General features: G+C 62.2%; 18 protein-coding genes. 14 read left to right on the top strand and 4 right to left on the bottom strand.

Annotation, left to right across the window (positions count from 1 at the left end; translation table 11 throughout):
- The first annotated feature begins 19 nt into the window (after positions 1 to 19).
- The 9 genes from VQ071_RS13980 (at position 20) to lepB (ending at position 8,151) form a co-directional block, all read left to right on the top strand.
- The gene (locus VQ071_RS13980; protein ID WP_340514652.1) at positions 20 to 1,420 is read left to right on the top strand and encodes a spore germination protein; all 1,401 of its coding nucleotides are present in this window, start codon (positions 20 to 22) and stop codon (positions 1,418 to 1,420) included.
- Positions 1,417 to 2,700 carry a Ger(x)C family spore germination protein gene (locus VQ071_RS13975; protein WP_340514651.1) on the top strand — a complete coding sequence of 428 codons (1,284 nt, stop codon included), beginning with the start codon at positions 1,417 to 1,419 and terminating at the stop codon, positions 2,698 to 2,700. The genes VQ071_RS13980 and VQ071_RS13975 overlap by 4 nt, the downstream gene beginning before the upstream one ends.
- On the top strand, positions 2,697 to 2,921 hold the full coding sequence (locus VQ071_RS13970; protein WP_340514650.1) for a hypothetical protein: 225 nt from the start codon (positions 2,697 to 2,699) through the stop codon (positions 2,919 to 2,921). Before VQ071_RS13975 ends, VQ071_RS13970 begins: the two co-directional genes overlap by 4 nt.
- 15 nt (positions 2,922 to 2,936) lie before the next feature.
- Positions 2,937 to 4,046: a GerAB/ArcD/ProY family transporter gene (locus VQ071_RS13965; RefSeq protein ID WP_340514648.1), complete on the top strand. Its 1,110-nt coding sequence runs from the start codon at positions 2,937 to 2,939 to the stop codon at positions 4,044 to 4,046.
- 70 nt (positions 4,047 to 4,116) lie between these two features.
- Positions 4,117 to 4,950, top strand: coding sequence for a DUF2935 domain-containing protein (locus tag VQ071_RS13960; RefSeq protein WP_340514647.1), 834 nt, complete (start codon positions 4,117 to 4,119; stop codon positions 4,948 to 4,950).
- A gap of 612 nt (positions 4,951 to 5,562) precedes the next feature.
- Positions 5,563 to 6,039, top strand: a complete 477-nt coding sequence (locus tag VQ071_RS13955; protein WP_340514646.1) for a hypothetical protein — start codon at positions 5,563 to 5,565, stop codon at positions 6,037 to 6,039.
- Positions 6,040 to 6,088: 49 nt separating this feature from the next.
- On the top strand, positions 6,089 to 6,862 hold the full coding sequence (locus VQ071_RS13950) for a hypothetical protein (protein ID WP_340514644.1): 774 nt from the start codon (positions 6,089 to 6,091) through the stop codon (positions 6,860 to 6,862).
- Positions 6,863 to 6,951: 89 nt separating this feature from the next.
- Positions 6,952 to 7,569, top strand: coding sequence for a hypothetical protein (locus VQ071_RS13945; RefSeq protein ID WP_340514643.1), 618 nt, complete (start codon positions 6,952 to 6,954; stop codon positions 7,567 to 7,569).
- A gap of 15 nt (positions 7,570 to 7,584) precedes the next feature.
- Complete coding sequence (gene lepB / locus VQ071_RS13940) at positions 7,585 to 8,151, top strand: signal peptidase I (protein ID WP_340514642.1); 567 nt, start codon at positions 7,585 to 7,587, stop codon at positions 8,149 to 8,151.
- 63 nt (positions 8,152 to 8,214) lie between these two features.
- Here lepB and VQ071_RS13935 read toward each other — a convergent pair whose 3' ends face one another.
- Complete coding sequence (locus tag VQ071_RS13935) at positions 8,215 to 8,862, bottom strand: response regulator transcription factor (RefSeq protein ID WP_340514641.1); 648 nt, start codon at positions 8,860 to 8,862, stop codon at positions 8,215 to 8,217.
- 139 nt (positions 8,863 to 9,001) lie between these two features.
- On the opposite strand from VQ071_RS13935, the gene VQ071_RS13930 reads away from it, so the two are divergent.
- Genes VQ071_RS13930 through VQ071_RS13920 form a run of 3 tightly spaced genes read left to right on the top strand, consistent with a single transcriptional unit; the run spans position 9,002 to position 12,102 of the window.
- Positions 9,002 to 10,561 (top strand): sensor histidine kinase, encoded by a 1,560-nt coding sequence (locus tag VQ071_RS13930; RefSeq protein WP_340514897.1) that lies wholly within the window; start codon positions 9,002 to 9,004, stop codon positions 10,559 to 10,561.
- Positions 10,554 to 10,979, top strand: a complete 426-nt coding sequence (locus VQ071_RS13925; RefSeq protein ID WP_340514640.1) for a response regulator — start codon at positions 10,554 to 10,556, stop codon at positions 10,977 to 10,979. The genes VQ071_RS13930 and VQ071_RS13925 overlap by 8 nt, the downstream gene beginning before the upstream one ends.
- A complete protein-coding gene (locus VQ071_RS13920; protein ID WP_340514638.1) occupies positions 10,966 to 12,102 on the top strand; it encodes an HD-GYP domain-containing protein in 1,137 nt (378 codons plus the stop codon). The genes VQ071_RS13925 and VQ071_RS13920 overlap by 14 nt, the downstream gene beginning before the upstream one ends.
- A 354-nt stretch (positions 12,103 to 12,456) precedes the next feature.
- Here the strand turns inward: VQ071_RS13920 and VQ071_RS13915 are convergent, their stop codons facing one another.
- Together VQ071_RS13915 and VQ071_RS13910 are read right to left on the bottom strand one after the other, a co-directional pair.
- Positions 12,457 to 14,301 carry a chitobiase/beta-hexosaminidase C-terminal domain-containing protein gene (locus VQ071_RS13915; protein WP_340514636.1) on the bottom strand — a complete coding sequence of 615 codons (1,845 nt, stop codon included), beginning with the start codon at positions 14,299 to 14,301 and terminating at the stop codon, positions 12,457 to 12,459.
- 648 nt (positions 14,302 to 14,949) lie between these two features.
- Positions 14,950 to 15,393: a MarR family winged helix-turn-helix transcriptional regulator gene (locus VQ071_RS13910; RefSeq protein WP_340514896.1), complete on the bottom strand. Its 444-nt coding sequence runs from the start codon at positions 15,391 to 15,393 to the stop codon at positions 14,950 to 14,952.
- Between the two features lie 210 nt (positions 15,394 to 15,603).
- Here VQ071_RS13910 and VQ071_RS13905 point away from each other — a divergent pair, with 210 nt between their 5' ends.
- The gene (locus VQ071_RS13905; protein WP_340514635.1) at positions 15,604 to 18,168 is read left to right on the top strand and encodes an excinuclease ABC subunit UvrA; all 2,565 of its coding nucleotides are present in this window, start codon (positions 15,604 to 15,606) and stop codon (positions 18,166 to 18,168) included.
- 46 nt (positions 18,169 to 18,214) lie between these two features.
- Positions 18,215 to 19,735 carry an MDR family MFS transporter gene (locus VQ071_RS13900; protein ID WP_340514633.1) on the top strand — a complete coding sequence of 507 codons (1,521 nt, stop codon included), beginning with the start codon at positions 18,215 to 18,217 and terminating at the stop codon, positions 19,733 to 19,735.
- A gap of 57 nt (positions 19,736 to 19,792) precedes the next feature.
- Here VQ071_RS13900 and VQ071_RS13895 read toward each other — a convergent pair whose 3' ends face one another.
- The gene (locus VQ071_RS13895; protein ID WP_340514632.1) at positions 19,793 to 20,497 is read right to left on the bottom strand and encodes a glycosyltransferase; all 705 of its coding nucleotides are present in this window, start codon (positions 20,495 to 20,497) and stop codon (positions 19,793 to 19,795) included.
- Positions 20,498 to 20,651 lie beyond the last annotated feature (154 nt).

The following is a 20,651-nucleotide window of genomic DNA, read 5'->3' as shown; positions in this document are numbered from 1 at the left end:
CCAAAAAAGGAAGGCCGTCATGGAATTGACGCAATGGCTGAACGATCGCCTTCACGGCCGCCCGGATATCGTCTCCCAGCGGATCGATCCGGGCAGCTTCGCCTGCACGATCTATTACCTGATGGACGCCGTCGACCTGGAGATGCTGCATGCCCATGTCCTGAAGCCGTTGCTGGCATCCGGTCCGGGCGGCGGCGGCGAGCGTTTGCGCGACATTACGGAGCGGCACACTTTTTTTCCGACGGCTTATTCGCTGACGTGGTCGCCCGAGGCGGCGCTGGACGGGCTGCTGAACGGGCAGGTTCTCCTGTGCATGGAAGGGCAGACCGTGTGCGTGCTGTTCCCTTTCCAACAGCAAGCCAAGCGGACTGTGAGCGTATCCGAGAACGAGAAAACGATCCGGGGACCGAAGGAGTCGTTCATCGAGGACGTATGGACGAACCTGTCGCTGATTCGGCAGCGGATGAAGAGCGACAAGCTCACCGTGGAGCAGTACGTTCTCGGCAGCGAGTCGCGCACGACCGTACTGCTGCTGTATATGAAGGGGCGCTGCGAGGAGCGCCTGGTGCAGTCGGTCCGCAGCAAGCTGCAGGCGATCCGCACGGACCGGGTGGCGGGCAGCGCCTTTCTGGAGGAGGTGCTGGACGACCGGCTCGTGTCTCCTTTTCCGACAATGCTGAATACGGAACGGCCGGATGTCATCGCATCTTCGCTGTTCGAGGGACGCTTCGCGCTGCTGACGGACGGCACGCCGAGCAATCTGGTCGCGCCTGCGACGCTGCTGTCGTTCATGCAGTCTGCCGAGGACTACTACCAGCGTTACTTTTACAGCAGCTGGGTCCGCATTCTCCGTTACGTCTTTTTTGGCCTGAGTCTGATTCTGCCGTCTGCCTATGTAGCGATCACGACGTTCCACCCGGAGATGCTGCCGTACAATCTGCTCGTCTCCATCGCTTCGAGCCGTGACATCGTGCCGTTCCCCGCCATCCTCGAAGCGCTCATCATGGAGGTCACGTTCGAGGTCATGCGCGAGGCGGGACAGCGCATCCCGACGACGATCGGACAGACGATCTCGATCGTCGGCGCGATCGTCATCGGGGATGCCGCCGTGCAGGCCGGCATCGTCAGCGCGCCGATGGTCATCATCGTAGCGCTGACGGGCATCTCCTCCTTTATTGTGCCGCATTTCTCGATGACGCTGACGGTTCGGTTCCTGCGGTTCGTGCTGCTGTTCATCTCCGCCGTGTTCGGGCTGCTGGGACTGCTCATCGGCGTATTCTTCATCTATATTCATCTGTTGTCGATGGACTCGTTCGGTACGCCTTATCTGTCGCCGTTCATTCCATTCAAGGCCAAGGAGATGAGAGATGCCGCGGGCCGATTCCCCTGGACCCGGTGGCTGGGGGGCAAGCGGTCGTGAGGAAACTGTCGATGCGCAGGAGAAGCGCGGATACTGGCCGAGATGCGATATCGCGCCCCGCGCAGCCCCACGTGCGAGGCGCCGGCTTCCGGGCGGCGCTCCGACGGTCGCTGAAGCTGGCGCTCGCCGTCTCGCTCGCGGCCGGCCTCACGGGCTGCTGGTCCAAGCAGGAGCTCAACGACCGTACTTTTGTATCGACGCTGCTCATCGATCTGAACGAACAGGGCGAGACCGAGGTGTCGACGCTGTTCATCCTGCCCAATCGCATCTCCATCGGCCTGAACGCGGCGCCCGGTAGCCAGAAGCCGTATGTTCTGATGACCGGCAAGGGGCGCGACATTGCGGAGGCGTTCCAGCGTATCCAGCGGGACTTGCCGCGGAATATCTCCTGGGGACAGATGCGGGCCATCATCATCGGAGACCGATACGCCAGGGCGGGTCTGGCGCCCATCTTCGACTATCTGATCCGCGCGACCGACTTCCGGCTTCGCGTCTATATGTTCTACTACGACGGCGTCGCGCGGGAGCTGGCCAGGCTGACGCCGATCTTCGAGCGCTTCCCGACCGAGGTGTGGCGCGAGTCGGCGCACTCCAGGCGGCTGCCGCCGGTCAGCATCCGCGACTTGCTGTACGCGCAGTGGAACAACCTGGGGGACGCCTATATTCCGGAGCTGACCCTGCGGGAGCTGCGGCTGCTGACCGAGGACAAGCTGGTCGAGTGGTCGGGCGCCGGCGGCGCGGCAATCATGCGGGACAACAAGGTAATCGGCAAGTTCACGGAGGAGGAGGCGATGGGCATCTCCTTCATGGAGGGGCGCACGGCGGAGATGGCGCTCACGTCGGCGCTGCCCGAGGGCGGCGGTCTGTTCAGCGTGAGGCTGGTCGACCTGAGACCGCGGACGACCGCCTACCGGCGCGGCAGCAAGGTCGTCGTCCGCGTCTCTATCTTCGGCAAGGCGGACATCGTCTCGATTCAGTCGAATACGGATCTCGGCAAGCTGGCCGGCATGCGGACGATCGAGCAGGCGCTGAACGCCCGGATCGCGCGCATAGGGCAATCCGCGGCCGACAAGGCGGAGGCGGTGCAGGCGGACGTCTTCCAGTGGAGCGAGTTCATGCGATACAAGTATCCGTCGCTCTGGCGTCAGGTCCGGGCGGGCCCGCGGGTTCAGCTGTTCACGCAGATGGAAACGATCGTCGATGCGCATGTGGAGCTGCGGAGCACGGGTGTCGGCCGCTCGTCCAAGCAATCGCAGCCGAAGGGGGGACTGCGCCAATGATATTGCTGATTCTGGCATTCGCTGCGATAGCAGGTCATCAGACTTATCTGATGAGGCGTCAGTCAGCGGGCCGCCGCGAGCGGATCGTCGCGTATGCCGTGACGGGCGGGGTTTTTGTCTACGGGGCGCTCTCGATGTATGTGCCCGGCTGGGTCAATCCCAACAAGGCGATCGAATTCATCTTCGGCCCGTTCCAGCGCTGGATCACGTTCGAATCATGAAGGGAGGCGCACCGCTTGAGGCAAGAGCATACGGTCACGGGAACCCAGCTGGGCGCTCTCGTCTTCGTGTTCGTCTTCTCGACGACGATCGCGTTCCTGATCGGACCGCTGGCGGAGCACGCTTCCTTCGACGGCGTCTGGTGCATCCTGCTGGGGGCTGCCGTCGGGACGGCGATCGTCGGCGGGGCGCTTCGCTTCGCGGTGCGCCAGCCCGGCAGTTATATCGGCGACTACGGCGGATCGATCGTCGGACAGGCGGTGCACCGCTTCATACTGCTCTTCTCTGCCTTTTTCTTCCTTTACTTATCCGCCTTTATTTTGCGCGAATTCACCGATTTCTTCGTGCCGCTCTACTTGCGGGAGACGCCCGCGGTCGCGGTATCCATCCTGGTCATGTCCGCGGCCGCAGCACTGGCGCATTCGGGCGTGTCCGCCGTATTCCGGTTTTGCCAGGGCGTCTTCATTTTCATCGGGGGGCTGTTCTTGATCAAGCCGCTGCTGTTCGCGACGCCGCTCGATTCGCCGATGTGGCACGGCTTCACCCGCATCCACGATGCGGGGGCGCTGTGGGAGCAGACGTACGCCCTGATTCCCTGGTACGGAGAGCTGGTCATGCTCGCTTATATCATGCCGCAGTTCAGTACCGCCCGGCATGCGCGCAGGGCAGTATGGATCGGCGCCATCGCCGGCACCTACATCCTGCTCTCCGAGTTCTTGCTGATGATGCTGTTCCTGGGGCCCAAGCTCTCCGGGGCGATCATGTATCCCGCGCTCGAGCTTAGCGGCTTCCTCCATCTGGGCGACTTCGTCTACAACCTCGACGCGCTTATCGTCTCGATCTGGTTCGCGGGCCTGTTCATCAAGCTGAGCATCGTGTTCGCCATCGGGACGCTGTTCGTCTCGCAGGCGCTCTCGGTCGGCGACAGCCGGCTGATCACCTTTCCCGTTGCCGCATTCGTCGTGGCGCTGTCGGTTGTCCTGGCCCGCAATCCGGTGGAGCTGGCGAAGTACTTCGAGGGCAGCTGGGCGACGTTCGCGCTGTTCGCCGAAGGTCTGTTCTTTCTCTACCCGCTCGTCTCCTGGGCGCGGGGCTTGCTGGGCAGGCGCGGCGGACGAAGCGGCTAGCCCGTCTATCGGACGGCCTCCGCACATACGCATAGGATGAGCATTAATTCCTGGCGGGAGGCGGTCATCGATGATGCAAGACGGAGGGGTATCAATCGGCGAGGAGCATTTGTTCTGGCTTGAGGTGCTGGAGGACCACGCGCATTTTTTGCGGGACTATCTGTCGCCGGAGGAGAAGCGCTGGTGGCAGGAGGCCGAGCGGTTTTTCCCGCTGTTCGCCGAGGCGGTCCGGCAGGCGCGGGAGCTGCCGCCGTACGAGCCCGCCCAGTCGGCGCGGATGCAGGCGTTCGCGGCATACGCCCAACCGATCGCTGCGGCGTATTGCAGGCTGGAGGAGCATATGCAGCATCTGCGTCTGCTTAATCAGGTGAATCTGAATCTGACGCCCTCTTACTTCAACGGCACGATCAGCGAGAATCGGGAGTACCTGCGGCAGCTCTCTTACTGGACCCGGGGCTTGCCGGCCCCGCCGCTGGCGCTCAACCAGCTGCTTGAGCTGTGGCTGGAGGACCAGCTCGGCCACGCCGTTCTCCTGCAAGGGCTGCTCGATCCCGTCGAGCGTGCGCTTGGGGCGGAGGCGGACAGGTTCGCCGCGATCTTCTCCTCGCATATCGTCAAAAACCACGCGATGCAGCACTATCTGCGGTCGACACCGCCCGGATTCCCGTACGAGACCCGGTTCGCGGCGGATGTGCTGGAGACGGTCCAGGGCTTCTATGCGTTCGTGCAGCGGGTGGTCGCGCAGTATATCGGCACCGAGCTGTTGTCCAAAGCGACGCTGCGGTTTTTAGATCATCATTTTCCGGAATCGTGTTACTTCATGCGCAAGCTCGCCGTGTTCGTGCCCGGCGCACCCTCGTTCGCCGATTGTCCGCTGACGCGTCCGCGCCGGGACACCCCCTGATCCGTGTCTGCACAAGCCTGCATCTATACATCCTTTTTTGCCGCAGCTTCCGGCTTTGGCGCGGATTGCTGCATCCGTACATCCTTTTCGGCGATTTAGCATAAATTAGCGCCCCGATGGCTCTAAAGCCTGTATAGATGCAGGCTTCAGGATCTTCGTATCGGAGCGGCGTCCCAAGCCTGCAAATATGCAGGCTTTTATGCATGTCCATGGCGTCATGCCGACCCGCACGCCCGCACCGCAGCCGCTCGACCGGGTGATCGCTCAGGCCGCATCGGCGCATTGCCGGACTGGACGCCCGTCGGACTGGACGCATGCCGGACTGGACGCCCGTCGGACTGGACGCCCGTCGGACTGGACGCCCGTCGGACCGGACGCCCGTCGGGCTGGACGCCCGTCGGACCGGACGCCCGTCGGACTGGACGCCCGTCGCCTCCTCCGGGCGGCGGCGATCCCTGTACAGCGACTCCTGCAGCTTCTGGTACTTAAGTCTACCATTCACCCCCTCCGATGACACTGTTCGTATCACTCTTCGGAGTGACGTGTCCGTCCCGAAGTGCTTATACAATAAATCTAGCAAGCCTGATACGCGCAAAAAAAAGGAGGTCGCCCGTGAAACGGAATCGCTTGAAATGGATCATCGCTTCCGTAGGCATCTCCGCATCGCTAGCGGCAGGCGGCATCCATGCACAGTCCGGCGAAGGCCAATGGCTGCGGCAATGGTACCAGAGCGTATCGCAGCAGCTAAAAGGCGACGTGGCGGTTACCGTCGCAGCGCAGACCGACCGGGCCGAGCGGCGCGTGATGGACACGGCGGACGAGCTGGCGGCGAATGCCGAGGAGCGTCTGTCGCAGGCGGCGGACGAAGAGCTTGCCCATGTCGGCCGGGACCTGCAAGGCGCGAGCGCAGCCTATACGCGCCAGCTCGACGAGACGGCGCAGGCGCTGGGCGGGCAAGTCGGGCAGGAGCGGTTCGAGCCGTATGTCGCGAAGGCGACGGAGGAGCGGGGCGAGGAGCTGGAACGGTACGCGGCATCCGTCATTGAAGAGCTGACGAGGGATGCGGACAAGGCCGAAGACGGGAACTAAGCAAGACCACATACAAAAAATCCAAAAACCAAAGCAGAGGAGAATAAAAATGAAAAGAATCAAGAGCAAAGTAGCGGTAGGCGTAGTCGTAGCAGGCATGGTCGCATCGATGGGCACCGCATTCGCGGCAACGGACGCAGGCGCACAGCTGAAGGGCTGGTACTCCTCGGCTTCGATAGTCGTGAAGGCTGCTGTCGCTGGAGATCTGGCGAATTATTCGGCCGGCAAAGCGCTGACGCACGCGGCTACCGTAGGCAGCATCAAGTCCGGCGCCCAGCAGGACATCCGCGACGCGGGCAACGCCAAGACGAATAGCGTCAAGCAAGCGATCAACGCGCAAGCGACGGAATATGCGGGTCAAATCTCCGGCGCCCAAGCGTCGATCGAGAGCAGCATGCCGGGCGAATACGATAGCTTCGTATCGGATACGAACGCTGTCACCAATGCAGGTGTCGACGTGATCGGCGCAGCCGACAAGAAGATCCTTGCAGATGCGGTCAAAAACCACAAGAACACCTACCTGAACCGCCTGGAGACCGGCGCTACGGATACGAAGACAGCAGCCGCCCAAGCGCTGAACACGCAAATCGCCAACACCAAAGCCAAGCTGAACGATCTGCTGGCCGCTGAAAAATCCGCAGCTACCGATGAAGTCAAAGCCAACCTGGACAGTAAGATCGCCGCACTCGAAGCCGAGCTTCGGTCGCTGACGGACGCAGGCGTGACGGATGCGAAGCAAGCGATCGACACGAAGGGCGACCAGCTGCTGAGCAGCAGCCTGAGCGAGCTGGACGTCATCGTACAAGGCATCAACAAGCGCTAAGATCGCCGATCGACAACCGGGAAGACCCTGTCTCAGGGCTTCCCGTTCTTGCGATCGCGCGTTCATCCGGCATGAAAGGAGAAAAACGAGTGAGAAGCAGAAACGAAAAGACGAGAGCGCCGCGGATGCGCGGCAAGGTCGCAGCTGTCATTGTTTCTTTAACGGTCGCCGTCTCGGCGACGACGGGCCTGGTCTATGCGGATACGGATCTCGGGGGCACGCTCCGCGCCTGGTTCGCCAAGCAGACGGATCGGTCCGTCGCGCGTCTGGGGCAAGCCGTGCAGTCCGAGACCGAAGTCCAGAAGAGCCGGTTAAAGGAAGAATTGCAGCTGCGACTGGCAGCCTCCGCGAAGGAACTCGAGGGCTATACCGACGGGCAGATCGAGCTGCGCCGGCAAGCGATCCGGCAATATGCCGACGCGCTGATCGCGGGCATGAATATCGACGACGAGCAGGACCGCAGGCAGATCGCGGATAAAATGCAGATCATCGCGGACAGCGCGATGGAAGCGATGAACGCGTTGTCGTCCAGCTACGCGCCGCCTGCGCTGCGCTACAAGACTCCCGAAGCGCCTCACACTGCTGAGGCGGATGCAGATGCCGCAGACACGATTGAGGCCCCTGAGGCGGATGCAAATGCCGCCGATACGATTGAGGCTCCTGAGGCGCCGTCCGTCGCGGACGCGGTATACGGACAATCCCATTAAGGCGGTGCACCGGGCATGACTGAAGAAGCGGCCATATTAACGCCCAGATCGAAGCGCGCGGCGCAGAAAAAAAGCGGCGTATGGAGCTGGATTCGCTTTGTGCTCGTGCTGGGCCTGGCGATGCTCGTGCTGCACAATATAGCCGGCATTATGAAGGTATCCGGCCACTCCATGAACCCGACGCTGCACAACGGCAATATTTTGCTGATTAACAAGCTGTCTCTGTTCTTCGGCACGCCGAAGTACGGGGATATCGTGATCGTAGACGACGACAGGCTCGGCTATAGCATCGTGAAGCGCGTGATTGCGGTCGAAGGGGACCGCGTGTCTATCAAGGACGGAATTACGTATGTAAACGACGTGCCGCTGGTCGAGCTCTATACGTATGGCAAAGCGGAGGATATGGCGGAGCAGGTCATCGGGATGGACGAGCTGTTCGTGGCGGGCGACAACCGCGAGCCGGGGGCCAGCCTCGACAGCAGGGACCCCGATCTGGGCCCTGTCCATATGAGCGACGTCAAAGGCTATGCGCTCGTATCGCTGTTTCCCTTGCACAAGCTCAGCAAGCCGCTGAAGCTGTAGTCGAATTGAGCCGGGCAGGCCTGCGGGCCTGGTGGGCTCTCGCGCGAAGCGCCCGGCTCCGCCTCAGACGGGGGAGAGCTCGAAGGAGACGAGTCCTCGGGATACGGCGTACAGGGCCGCTTGCGTGCGGTCGGCCAGGCCGAGCTTGCTCAGGATTTGGCTGACATGCTTTTTGACCGTGAATTCGGTGATATAGAGCGTTCGGGCGATATCCTTGTTCGAGAAGCCTCTGGCGAGCGCGGCGAGCACCTCAAGCTCCTTGGGCGTCAGCTCGGAGAAGGCAGGCTCGGTGGTCGCAGGCGTCTGATCCATCAGATCGTCCATGAAGACCGGATCGTAGTACTTGCGCCCGCGCGATACGACGTCGACCGCATACAGCAGATCCTCTGGCAGCGCTTCCTTCAGACAGATGCCGCCGACACCGAGCGATTGGGCTCTGCGCAGCTCGTCGGTGGTCGCCGAGGACGTCAGGATCAGATACTTGCAATCGATCTCGAGGGCGCCGGCTTGCTGGATGAAGTCGAGTCCGTTGACGCCCCCCAGATTCAGATCGACCAGCACCAGGTCCGGACGCGTCCGGTCCAGAATGGCGAGCGCCTCCTGCGTGCCGGATGCCTCCCCCACGATGCTCATCCTCTCGTCCGTCGATACGATCCCGCGAATGCCTTGCCGAACGAGCGGGTGGTCGTCCAGGATCATCAATGTCGGCATACCCATAACCCCCAAGCGAATTAATTGATATGCTATAATTGGATTAGTTAATTTATACTATTCATGTAGCTATTGTCATTGTACATGACCCGTGACCATTATACTATAAAAACTGGTAAAGCCGGGGGAAATTTAATTGATGTCGCCATATGGCAAGGCCTTCATATACATGCCGCTCGGTCTGAGATGGCTCCTCTTGTCGATCGGGCTCCTCCTCTATTCGCGGGCTGCGGGGGCAGGGGACGCCGGCCTCCTATGGGCGGCTGTTGGCCTGCAAGCGATCTGCGCCATCGCATGGCTAAGCAAGCGGTCCGGACGGTATGCGGCCGCCGCCATCGCGGTCGACCTGCTATTCCAGGTCTGGCTGCTGAAGTCCGCGGGAGGCCTGTCAGGCCCCCTGACGCTGTACAGTCTGTCCGGACTGGTCATGCTGAAAAGATATATGGGCCGGAGATCGTTCTATGGGGTATCGCTGGCGTATATGCTGGCGCTGCCTGCAGCGCTCGCTTGGCTCGACGGGACGGCGCCGGATACCTATATCGTGACGCATGGGAGCTATGTCGCATTCGTCGCGCTCTTCTGCGGGGCGGCTGCGGCAGCCCATGGCGTTTCCGGTCCCGTGAAGGCCCATCTGCGCAAGCTGGCCGCGCTCTATTCGTTCGGTGAGCTGGGCGCCGGGTCGGAGCCGGGGCAGGCGATCCGTTCGATAGAAGCGCTGCTGAAGCGGATTCTGGATCGGCGGGACGTATGGCTGTGCGTCGACGCATCCGGCTCCTCCATGCCGAATATCAGCTGGATGCACGACTATTATGCGAACAGCATGCAGCGGCATCCGTCTCTGCCCGCTGCCGGCAATTACCTCCGCCTGGTCTCGCCGGTCGGCGAGGCGATCTCCCTGTATGCCCGGATCTGGCGGGATTCCGCAGGCGAGGGCTGCGGATGGCTGCTGATCGAAGCGCAGCCGGGCGAGCTGTCGATGCTGCAGCGGGCCTATGTCCAGCTCGCGCTGTCGAGATTCGCGGCGTATTGCGACCTGAACCGGCAGCTTGGCGCGACGCGGGAGCTTGCGGTCTCGCTGGAGAGGGACTCGATCGCCCAGAAGATCCATGACGGCATCGCGCAGGAGCTGTTTTTCTACTCGGTGCAGCTGTATCAGATCAAGAGCACGCTACAGCGGGACGACAGCGTCCAGGCGCTGTCTCTCGTCACGGAGATGGAGAAGAAGATCAAGGACAGCCACCGGGAGATCCGCAAGTTCATCGTCGAGCTCAAAGGCGAGAAGCGAAGGTTCAACCTGCTCGATGCGATCGGGAAGATGCTCCGCCGGATTACCGAGCATACCGGCATCAGGCTGGAGTTCGAGAATATAGGCAGGACGCCCCGGGAGCGCGTCGAGTTCGAGGAGACAATCTATCACTTCATCGAAGAGGCGGCCAATAATGTCGTCAAGCATGCCGCGGCCAGCAGGCTTCAGGTGCGCCTGGAGGTGACGAGCGTGCAGTGGACGATCGTCGTCCAGGACAATGGCAGAGGCATGAGCGAAGGTTCCGAGGCCGCTTCGAAGGACAAGTTCGGCCTCCGCGGCATGGCCGGCCGGATCAAAGGATTGAGCGGGACGCTCTCGATTCAGTCCGAGGCGGAACGGGGAACGACGATCACCGCGGCGATTCCGCGCGAAAGGAGCCTGGCCCATGTATAAGGTGGTGATCGCGGACGACCGGCCGTCTGCCAGGCAGGGACTTCATACGCTGCTCGAGGGCAGCGGCGAATACTGTGTCGTCGGACAAGCGTCCGACGGCGCCGAGGCGATGGCGCGGTCCGAGGAGCTGCGGCCGGATCTCGTGATCAGCGATCTCAAGATGCCCGGCCTGTCCATCATCGAGGCAGCCAGGCAGCTCAAATCCAGACAGCCGCACCTCAAGCTGATCATTCTGACGGCCTTCGACGACTGCGAGGACATCTATCGGGCGGTGGGCGCCGGCGTCGACGGCTATCTGATGAAGGATACGGACCCGGAACAGATTCTGGCAGCGATCGGTCAGGTTATGCGGGGCAGCACCTTTTTTCAGTCCGAGACGAACGAAGGCGGCGGGAGGGATACGATTGAAGCTCCGTAAGCTGATGCTGCTGCCGGCTCACCGGTCGGTGCCGCTGCTGCTCGGGTGTATGACGCTTCTGGCGGCGCTGCTGGACATCGTCGGCGGAGGAGACGGCCGCGCCGGCTGGACCGGCCAGTCCGCCGTACCGGCGATCTCCCTCGCGATGATCGCCTGGAGTCTGATCGGCCGGGCGCCCTGGCAGGCGGAGACCTCTGCGTACGGGAGGCTGTTCACGCTGCTGCTCGTCTCGCTGTTTGTCGTCGCGGTCGCCGCGTACGATCCGCTGTCGCTCGGCTCGACGTGGCTGCCGCTGCTTTTCTTGCCTGTGGCGGGCAGCCTGCTCGCGAACGGCAAGGCGTATGCATATTACGCCTTGTTCTATCTCGCTTTTTTTAGCGTCTATCTGTACGTACCGTGGTCGGACGCCGGTCCGGCAGCGGCGGATGCCGCGCTGTCCGGGGCCTGGCGGATGCTGGCGGCCGGGGGGAGCGTGCTGCTCGGCGCGGTCGTCCTCGCGTCGCGCCGGCAGCTGGCCGCGCAGATGGAGGCGCGCGCGCTCCGGCAGCACAAGCGCCAGATCATCAACATGCTGCAGTGCTTCATCCCCGTCGGCGAGCGCAAGACGCAGACGTCCCGCCGAGAGATCAGCGAGATGAGCGCGCTGATGAAGTCGCTCTGGTCGGAGTGCGGCGGCGCCGGGACCAAAGACTGGGAGATCGAGCTGCTGTCGCTGCTCCACTTCGTCAGCCGGGTGAAGCTCCCCGACTACATGTTCGAGAAGGCGGAGAAGCTGTCGGCGTTCGAGCTCGAGGTCGTCAAGGAGCATTGCTACATGGCCAAGGAGCTATGCGAGGGTGTGCCCGGCTTCGGGGAGATCCAGGAGGCTTTTCTTTATCATCACGAAAAGGTGGACGGCACAGGGTATCCGTACCGGCTGAAGGAGGACCGGATACCGCTGCTCTCCCAGATGCTCGGGATGGCGGAGGTGTTCCTGGCGCTCACGACCGCCCGGTCCTACCGGCAGGCGATGTCCGAGGAAGCGGCCTGCGAGGAGATCCGCAAGCTGGCGGGCAAGTCCTTCCGGCAGGATCTCGTAGACGCGCTGGAGCGCGTGCTGGAGCGGGCGGCCGCGGCTTCGTGAGGCGGGAGCGAGAGCTGGCCGCGGCCCGCGTCTCGCCCTAAACGCAAACTTTGCGTCTACACGCTCGTATCGCCGCCAACGTTTCGCTCCAGGCGCAAACTTAGCGTGTACGCTCGAGGTTATCGCGCAAAAGTACGATATAGCCGAGCGAGGGCAGGTGGCGCCCTAGTGTACCGCACAAACTGCATGATGAATGTTACTGAACGGACGAGTTGTCGTTGATGAGGCGCTCTATCCTGCATTTTTGCGCGGTAGCAGCCAGCGATTCTCCCAAATTCAGGCTACCCTGCACTTTTGCAGGGTAGCCTGAATTTTTTCCGTATTACTGCCGTCCCGCAGGTGCGGGACGGACGATCAGCCGATGGCCGCAGGCGGCGCGGTAATGACGACCAGGGTCGGTGCGCTGACACGGCCTGCTGAGTCCACCAGCAGCAAATATGCGTCGTAGGTCTTCCCGTCTTCCAGCGCGATCTCCGTTTTGATCGGATACTCTTGGTTTGCCAGCACATTCCCGCCCTGTACATAGCTTACCGGGATGGAGTTTCCGGCGCCGAATCCGTTCCGGATGTTTTCGGCGGTAGGCGCAGGCGCCCCATGCGCGACGACGATCAGGTATACGAATGCGTTCTTGTTTGTTGTCAGCAGAAGCTGCGCCCGCTTGCTGCCGGGCGGCAGCGCCGGCCCCGCCTTCGGATATCCCGCTGCGAAGCCTGGCGCCTCCGTATTTTCAATCGTGTAAGCCGCCGTCGAGACGGCGCTGTCGGTGGCGCCGGAGAGCACGGCGAAGGCCTTGATCGTCGTGGCTTGCGAGATGGCGATCGGCGCGCTGTAGAGCGTGCTCGCCGCCGACGGCGCGCTGCCGTCGGTCGTGTAGTAGATCGCCGCGCCCGGCGTCGCCGAGGCGAGCGTCACGAGCGTGCCCGCGGCGACTTCGCCGGCCGCGGAGCTGAACGTCGGCGCCGCGACGACGATCTGGGCGGGCACCGTGTAAGCCGCCGTCGAGACGGCGCTGTCGGTGGCGCCGGAGAGCACGGCGATGGCCTTGATCGTCGTGGCCTGAGAGATGGCGATCGGCGCGCTGTAGAGCGTGCTCGCCGCCGACGGCGCGCTGCCGTCGGTCGTGTAGTAGATCGCCGCGCCGGGCGTCGCCGAGGCGAGCGTCACGAGCGTGCCCGCGGCGACTTCGCCGGCCGCGAGGCTGAACGTCGGCGCCGCGACGACGATCGGAGCGACGATGACCGGCGGCGCAGGCGGCTGCGGCGGGTTCGTCACGCGCACTGGCGGCAGTGCGGCATCGGGCGCCAGCGCATTGCCGAACAGGGTTTGCACGCCAGCGATCGTCGCCGTCGGACGGCTGCCGATTGCCAATCCTGCGCGCACCTTCACGACGAGCGTCTTGAAGTTTGGTGACAGCACGAAGCTGTCGAGCGCATCGCTCAGCGCGACACCGTTGACTTTTATATTTTCCAACTTGATCGATTTGGGGTCGATGGCGGTGTTGAATGTGAACTTCAGCTCTTGCCCGGCGTCCAGCACGATGTCGGTGACCTTGGGCGCGGGTTCGATGAGCTTCTTTGTCTCAAAGCCGCCCGTCGCGAGCAGCTCGCGTGTCGCATTCGTCTTCCCGCCGAATGTGGCGCCGGGCGCGGCGTCCAGCAGATTGCTCTCCAGGGCGATCATCACATATGACTGCGCCCAGACCGATACGGTAGGGTCGGGCTTGGCCGGCTGCGGCGCTTGCTCCGCCACCTCTTCCATGCCCGCGATGCGTACGAGGAACGCGGCCAGCTGCTCTCTCGTAACTTTGCCCGTCGGATTGTAGACTCCTGCGCCTACGCCGTCGGTTATGCCCGCCATTTTCAACGCTTCTATGTAGGGGAGGGCATATCCGCTGCCGGCATCGTCCGCGCTCACATCCTTGAAGCTTGACGTCTTCAGGTCCGTGTTCACATCCAGCCCCAGGATCAAGGCGGCGACCTTGGCGAACTGGGCCCGGGTCATGTCTTCCTTCAAGCCGAAGATGTCCGCAGACATCCCCTCGAAGATGCCCGCTTGCAGCAGCGCATCCAGCTTGAGCCTCAGCGTCTCGTCCTGCGAGCGCAGGTCGGAGAAGTCGTTCGACGTCAATGCGGCCGCTCCCGTAGCCCCCGTTCCCGACAGCAACAGCGCTGCCGCGACGCCTACCCACCATTTGTTCATTTTGTTAATTCCCTCCCGGTTCTCATGTCATTAAACTTTAAAAGGGCGATTCTCCTTTATTTAGTATTATAGAAGGAACTGGAATATTTTTTGAATGCGTCTACAGTCTCAGGCAGCGATTCGAAAGTATGGGAATGGACTCGGGGTCTTGAGCAGATACGGAACCTGTTCGGAGGGCGCTTCATTCCTGCAAATATGCAGGCTTTGGGGGCGGAAATCCTTGCAAGAGGCGAGATTCCTGCAAATATGCAGGCTTGCACGTATGAAATCATCAATGGAGGCCCCAAATAGAAGAAAAGCCTGCATATTTGCAGGCTTTTACGAGAGATGTGCGATTAAAAGTGGAAAGGATGCTGATTTGCAGGCTTTGAGGTCGTACGCTGGGCAGAAGCCAAGTTGCGGGATTGCGCCACACCACTCCGCGTAAGCGCACAGCTCCCTGCCTCACGCCACTCCGCGTCGGCGCGCAGCTCCCGGCCATACTACTCCGCGTAAGCGCACAGCTCCCGGCCACACTACTCCGCGTAAGCGCACAGCTCCCGGCCACACGCCACTCCGCGTAAGCGCACAGCTCCCGGCCACGCCACTCCGCGTAAGCGCGCAGCTCCCGGCCTCACGCCACTCCGCGTCGGCGCACAGCTCCCGGCCTCATGCCTCCGGCGCGGATTTCGTCCGCGCAGCCGCGCCCAGCCGCTCGATCTGGCCCTCGATGACGTCGCCCGCCTTGCCCAGGAAGCTGGAGATGAGTGCCAGCTCCTCCGCCGTGTAGGAGGCGGCCAGTTCGATCATGGCGTCGTGAAGCGGCTGATAGACGTTGGCGATCTCTTCCTTGCTCTCGTATTCCGGCACGATGATCACCCTGCGGCGATCGCCCGGGTCGCTCTGCCTGCTGACGTATCCGATCTTCTCCAGACGATCGATCAGCGCCGTCACGCTGCCCGTGGACAGGCCCGTCAGCTTGGACAGCTCCCCGGCAGTGATCGGGCCTTTCTCGCGCAGTAGGTCCACGGATATATAGTCGTTGTTGTACAAACCCAGAGCTGCGGCGACATTGTGCTGATATTGAACGGTACGGGTGCCGAGCCCGCGCATGAGCAAGGTGAATTGTTCCAGCGGGTCGGCTGCCTGATCTTGCCGATGGCTTGACAGAGGACACTCCTCCTTCTAAGATGAATATATCTTGATAAACGAGATAATTAATAAACGAGATACTTGGCGAGCCGAGCTAATAATCATCATTTTAACGAATACGGTCCGGATTTGCAAAGGGATATCAGCGATCATATGAAGAGGTGAAGGGGCATGAGAGACAGCATCGTCATCCGCGGCGCGCGGGAGAACAATCTGAAAAATATATCGCTCGCAATCCCGAAGCACAAGCTCGTCGTACTGACGGGTCCGTCGGGCTCCGGTAAATCGACGCTCGCGATGGACACGCTTCAGCGGGAATGCCAGCGGCAGTACATGGAATCTATGGGGATGTCGTCGGATGCGATCGGCAAGCCGAAGGTCGAGTCGATCGAGGGCTTGTCCCCCTCGATCGGCATCGGGCAGCATATTACCAACCGCAACCCGCGCTCGACGGTCGGCACGGTGACGGACGTCTATACGTATGTCCGGTTTATTTTTGCCAGATTGGGAGAGCGGGTGTGCCCTGCGTGCAGCGGCAGCATCCGACCGTCCTTCAATCCCGCACCCGGCACAACGCCGGAGGAAGAGGAAGAGGAAGAGAACTGGGGCGCGGCGCGGCTGTTCCCCTGCCCGCATTGCTGCACGGCGCTCGAGCAATTCGGGATGCGGCACTTTTCCTTCAATACGCCGGAGGGGGCCTGCGAGACTTGCGGCGGGCTGGGTCACGCGGCGAGCATGAACGAAGCGGCTGTATTCCTTCCGGCGCTTAGCCTGCGCGAAGGGGGCGTCGCTTCGCTGAACGGCGTGCACCGCGATATCCAGATGCGTATTCTGGTCGCGGCGGGCAAGCACTTCGGCTTCGACTTCGATCCGGACCAGCCGCTGCAGGAATATGGGCAGGTGCAGCGCGACCTGCTCTACTACGGCGTAGACAGCGAGGCTTTCAAGCGCCACTACCCGAATGTGAAGCCGGTTCAGGGCACGAAGTTCGAGGGGGTCATCCCCGGATTGTGGCGGCGCTACAAGGAGAAGGAGGGGGAAGGCGGCGCTTATGAAAAGGAAGGTTTTTTTCATGAGCGGACTTGTCCCGACTGCCGCGGCGCACGCTTGAAGCGGGAAGTGCGCCTCGTCCGTGCAGCAGGGGTCTCCCTCTCCGACGTAGCGGATTGGCCGCTCGGCGAGGTGCTCGCTTGGACGGCGCGGCTGGCGGAGGCGCTGCCCCCCGAGGGACGGCTGCTGCTGGAGCCGATCCTGCACGACCTGCCCGGACGGCTGGAGCGGATCATGGACGTCGGGCTCGGCTATCTGTCGCTGAACCGGCAGACGGTGACACTGTCCGGGGGCGAGTCGCAGCGGCTGAGGCTGGCTTCGCTGCTCGGCTCGGGGCTGACCGGCGTGCTGTATATACTCGACGAGCCGACAGCGGGCCTTCATCCCAGGGACACGGCGGGTCTGATACGGGTGCTGCGCCGGCTGCGCGATCTGGGGAACACGGTGCTCGTGATCGAGCACGATGTCGAGATGATGCGGGCCGCCGACCATGTGATCGATATCGGACCCGGCTCGGGTGCGGGCGGCGGCACCGTGACAGGCGAAGGCAGCCTGTCGGACTTGATGGCGAGCGAGGGCTCGGTCACGGGCGCTTACCTCAGAGCGCAGCTACGACGGGCGCCCCCGCGAATGCGCAGGACAGGCAGCGGCGGGCAGCTCACGCTCCGGGATGTCCGGCTGCGCAATCTGGATATCCCGTCCGTAGCCTTCCCGCTCGGCCGGCTCGTGGCCGTGACGGGCGTATCCGGCTCGGGCAAGTCTACGCTCGTGTTCGATATTCTGGCCCAGGGCAGCCCGGACGGACCGGCACCGCTCGGCTGCCGGGAGCTCGAGGGCTTGGCGGACGCCGGCAGCATCGTCATCGTCGACCAGTCCCCGGTGGGCAGAGCCCAGCGCTCCAATGTTGCGACCTATACGGATATGTTCACGGCGCTGCGGCAGCTGTACGCCGGGCTGCCGGCGTCCAAGGCGGCGAAGCTGACCGCCAAGCACTTCTCCTTCAACACGCCGGGCGGACGGTGCGAGACTTGCCAGGGACTCGGCACGGTATCCGTGGATATGAACTTCCTGCCCGACCTTGAAGTCAAGTGTCCCGATTGCCGGGGCAGAAGGTTCACCGGCGAGGTGCTGCAGGTTCGCTACAAGGGATATACGATCTCGGATCTGCTCGATCTGTCGGTGGAGGAGAGCTTGTCCGTCCTGGGCGACGAGCCCAGAACGGCGGGACTGATCGAGATGCTGTGCGAGGTCGGCCTCGGCTATCTGAAGTGGGGACAATCGGTCAAGACGCTGTCCGGGGGCGAGGGGCAGCGGATCAAGCTGGCCAAGGCGCTGGGCAAGCCGTCCAAGAGCCGTACGCTCTACCTGCTGGACGAGCCGACGGCCGGCTTGCATCCGATCGACATCGCGCGGCTGCGGGTGCTGTTGGACAAGCTGGTCGACGCGGGCAACACGGTGATCGTCGTCGAGCACAGCCTGGAGCTGATCCGGGAGTGCGACTGGGTGATCGTCGTCGAGCACAGCCTGGAGCTGATCCGGGAGTGCGACTGGGTGATCGACATCGGCCCGGAGGGAGGCGCAGCGGGAGGCAGGCTGGTCGCTGCGGGCACGCCGGAGCAAGTCGCGGAGATCGCTGCATCGCATACGGGCAAGTTTTTAAAGGAAGCGCTGGCCGAAGGCCGATAAGCCGGCGAACGGAGCGCGGCATAGAGAGAACGGAGGGAACGGATCAATGGCAAAAGGAAATCATATGGGCGTCATCCTCGCGGCATTGCTGCTGGCCATTCTGATGGCTTCGATGGACAATACGATCGTCGCCACGGCCATCGGTACGATCGTCGGAGAGTTGGGCGACTTCGATAAATTAATGTGGGTGACCTCGGCTTATATGGTGGCGGAGATGGCCGGGATGCCGATCTTCGGCAAGCTGTCGGATATGTACGGCCGCAAGCGCTTCTTTATTTTCGGCCTCATCGTGTTCATGGCCGGCTCGGCGCTGTGCGGCACGGCGGAGACGATCGTGCAGCTCAGCGTCTACCGCGCGATCCAGGGGATCGGCGGCGGCGCGCTCATGCCGATCGCATTCACGATCATGTTCGATGTCGTTCCCCCGGACAAACGGGGCAAGATGGGCGGACTATTCGGCGCCGTATTCGGCCTCTCCAGCATTTTCGGACCGCTCCTGGGCGCCTACCTGACGGATTATGTCCATTGGTCCTGGATTTTCTACATCAACCTGCCGCTGGGCCTGATCGCGTTCGTGATGATCGCCTTCTTCTACAAAGAGTCCGTCGCGCATTCCAAGCAGCGGATCGACTACTTCGGCGCGTTCACGCTGGTCGCCGCCGTCGTGTGCATGATGTTCGCGCTCGAGCTCGGCGGCAAGACGTACGCCTGGGACTCCGGCACGATCCTCGGCTTGTTCGCGGCATTCGCGGTGCTGATCGTCGCTTTTATTTTCATCGAACGCCGGATCCGGGAGCCTATCATCACGTTTGGCATGTTCAAGAACCGCCTCTACTCGACGAGCAATCTGATGGCGATCTTCAGCGGCGCCGCATTCATCACGGCCTCGATCTATATTCCGATCTTCATCCAGGGCGTGCTGGGCGGCAAGGCGACCAATTCGGGGCTCGTGCTGCTGCCGATGATGCTCGGTTCGGTCGTGACCGCGGCAGGCGGCGGCTCCTTCCTCGCGAAGTTCAGATATCGCTCCATCATGATCCCGACACTCACGCTGCTCGTGATCGGTATCGCGCTGCTGACGACACTGTCGACGGACTCCTCGCGCTTCACGATCACGATCTTCATGATTCTGGTCGGACTCGGGATCGGCTCCTCGTTCTCGGTGCTCAGCAATGCGGCGATCCACGGCTTCTCCGCCAGGCAGCGGGGCTCCGCCAGCTCGACGCTGAACTTCAACCGGGAACTGGGCATGACGCTTGGCATCACGGTGTTCGGCATTATCCAGAGCCATCTGTTCGCAGCCAAGCTGGCCGGCGTATTCGACGGCGGTCCCGTGCCCGAGGGGGTCGACCTGAGCGACCCGAGCAAGATTCTGACGCCGGGGCAGCGGAGCAATATTCCCGGTCCGGCGCTGGACAAGATTACGGCGGCGCTCTCCTCCTCGATTGTTCATACGTTCGCTTGGGCGATCATACCGGCGGCGGTCGCTCTGCTCGCGGCGTTTTTTATGAGCAGAGAGAAGTTCGATCCCGCGAGCGAGCAGGAGGCGTATGCGTCCGTTCATTAAAGCAATATTGTGCCGGGCCCGACATCATGGTGTCGGGCCTGTGTCGCATTCGGCGCGTCATGCCTTTCGAATCGCGTATTTGCGATAATGGTCCGTCACCGCTACGAGCAGGCTGCCCTTCAAGTAATAGCGGTCCGTCACCTTCCACGTATGGGTGCCCTTGTTCTGCCTGCGCACATACACGTAGTTGTACGGGGAGGCGGCATACACCTTGTGCCCCTTGCGGCGGCAGCTCCTCAAGAACCGCACATCCTCGCCCAGCGAGATATCCGCGAACCGCACATCCTGCAGCACCCGCCGCCGGAACAGGATCGTGCCGCCCTGCACGAAGTTCTGGTAGCTCCGCTGCTCCCGGGGCGACCGGATGACCAGCCGCTTGCCGGCGGCCAAGTAGACGAGACAGGCGTGCTTGCCGACGACCGAGCTGCCCGTCCGCGCGAGCGCGCCGACCTGCTCGTTCAAGTAATAAGGAGAATAGTAATCGTCGTGATCGAACTTCGCGATCAGCGGATGCCTGGCCCGGGCGATGCCGCAGTTCAGGCATTGGCCCAGCGAGATTCGCTCGGGGACCTGGTACAGGGACACGTCCGGATAGGCGGCGGCTCGGCGCCGGCAGGTCCGCAGATTCATCGAATCGTTGTTGAGGATGACGATCAATTCCTTGTGCGGATAACGCTGCCGGCTATAGTTGTCCAGAATGTTGGAGAAAAACGCCGGATGATTCGTACACACAATAATGGACACACCGGGCTTCTTCCGCATCGTACTCCCCTCCGATCGATGTCATTTAGACTATGAAGGCAGCGGGGCAGGCGTATAGGCCTTGCGCTAATAATAGGAAATTAGTTCTATGCGCCGACGTGGAAAAATGTTGGTATAAAACCAACTTCAAACAATTTAATTGGGCATTATTTTG

This window comes from Cohnella sp. 56 (genome assembly GCF_037963805.1).
Taxonomy (GTDB): Bacteria; Bacillota; Bacilli; order Paenibacillales; family Paenibacillaceae; genus Cohnella.
This window is presented reverse-complemented; position numbering and strand designations above follow the sequence as displayed.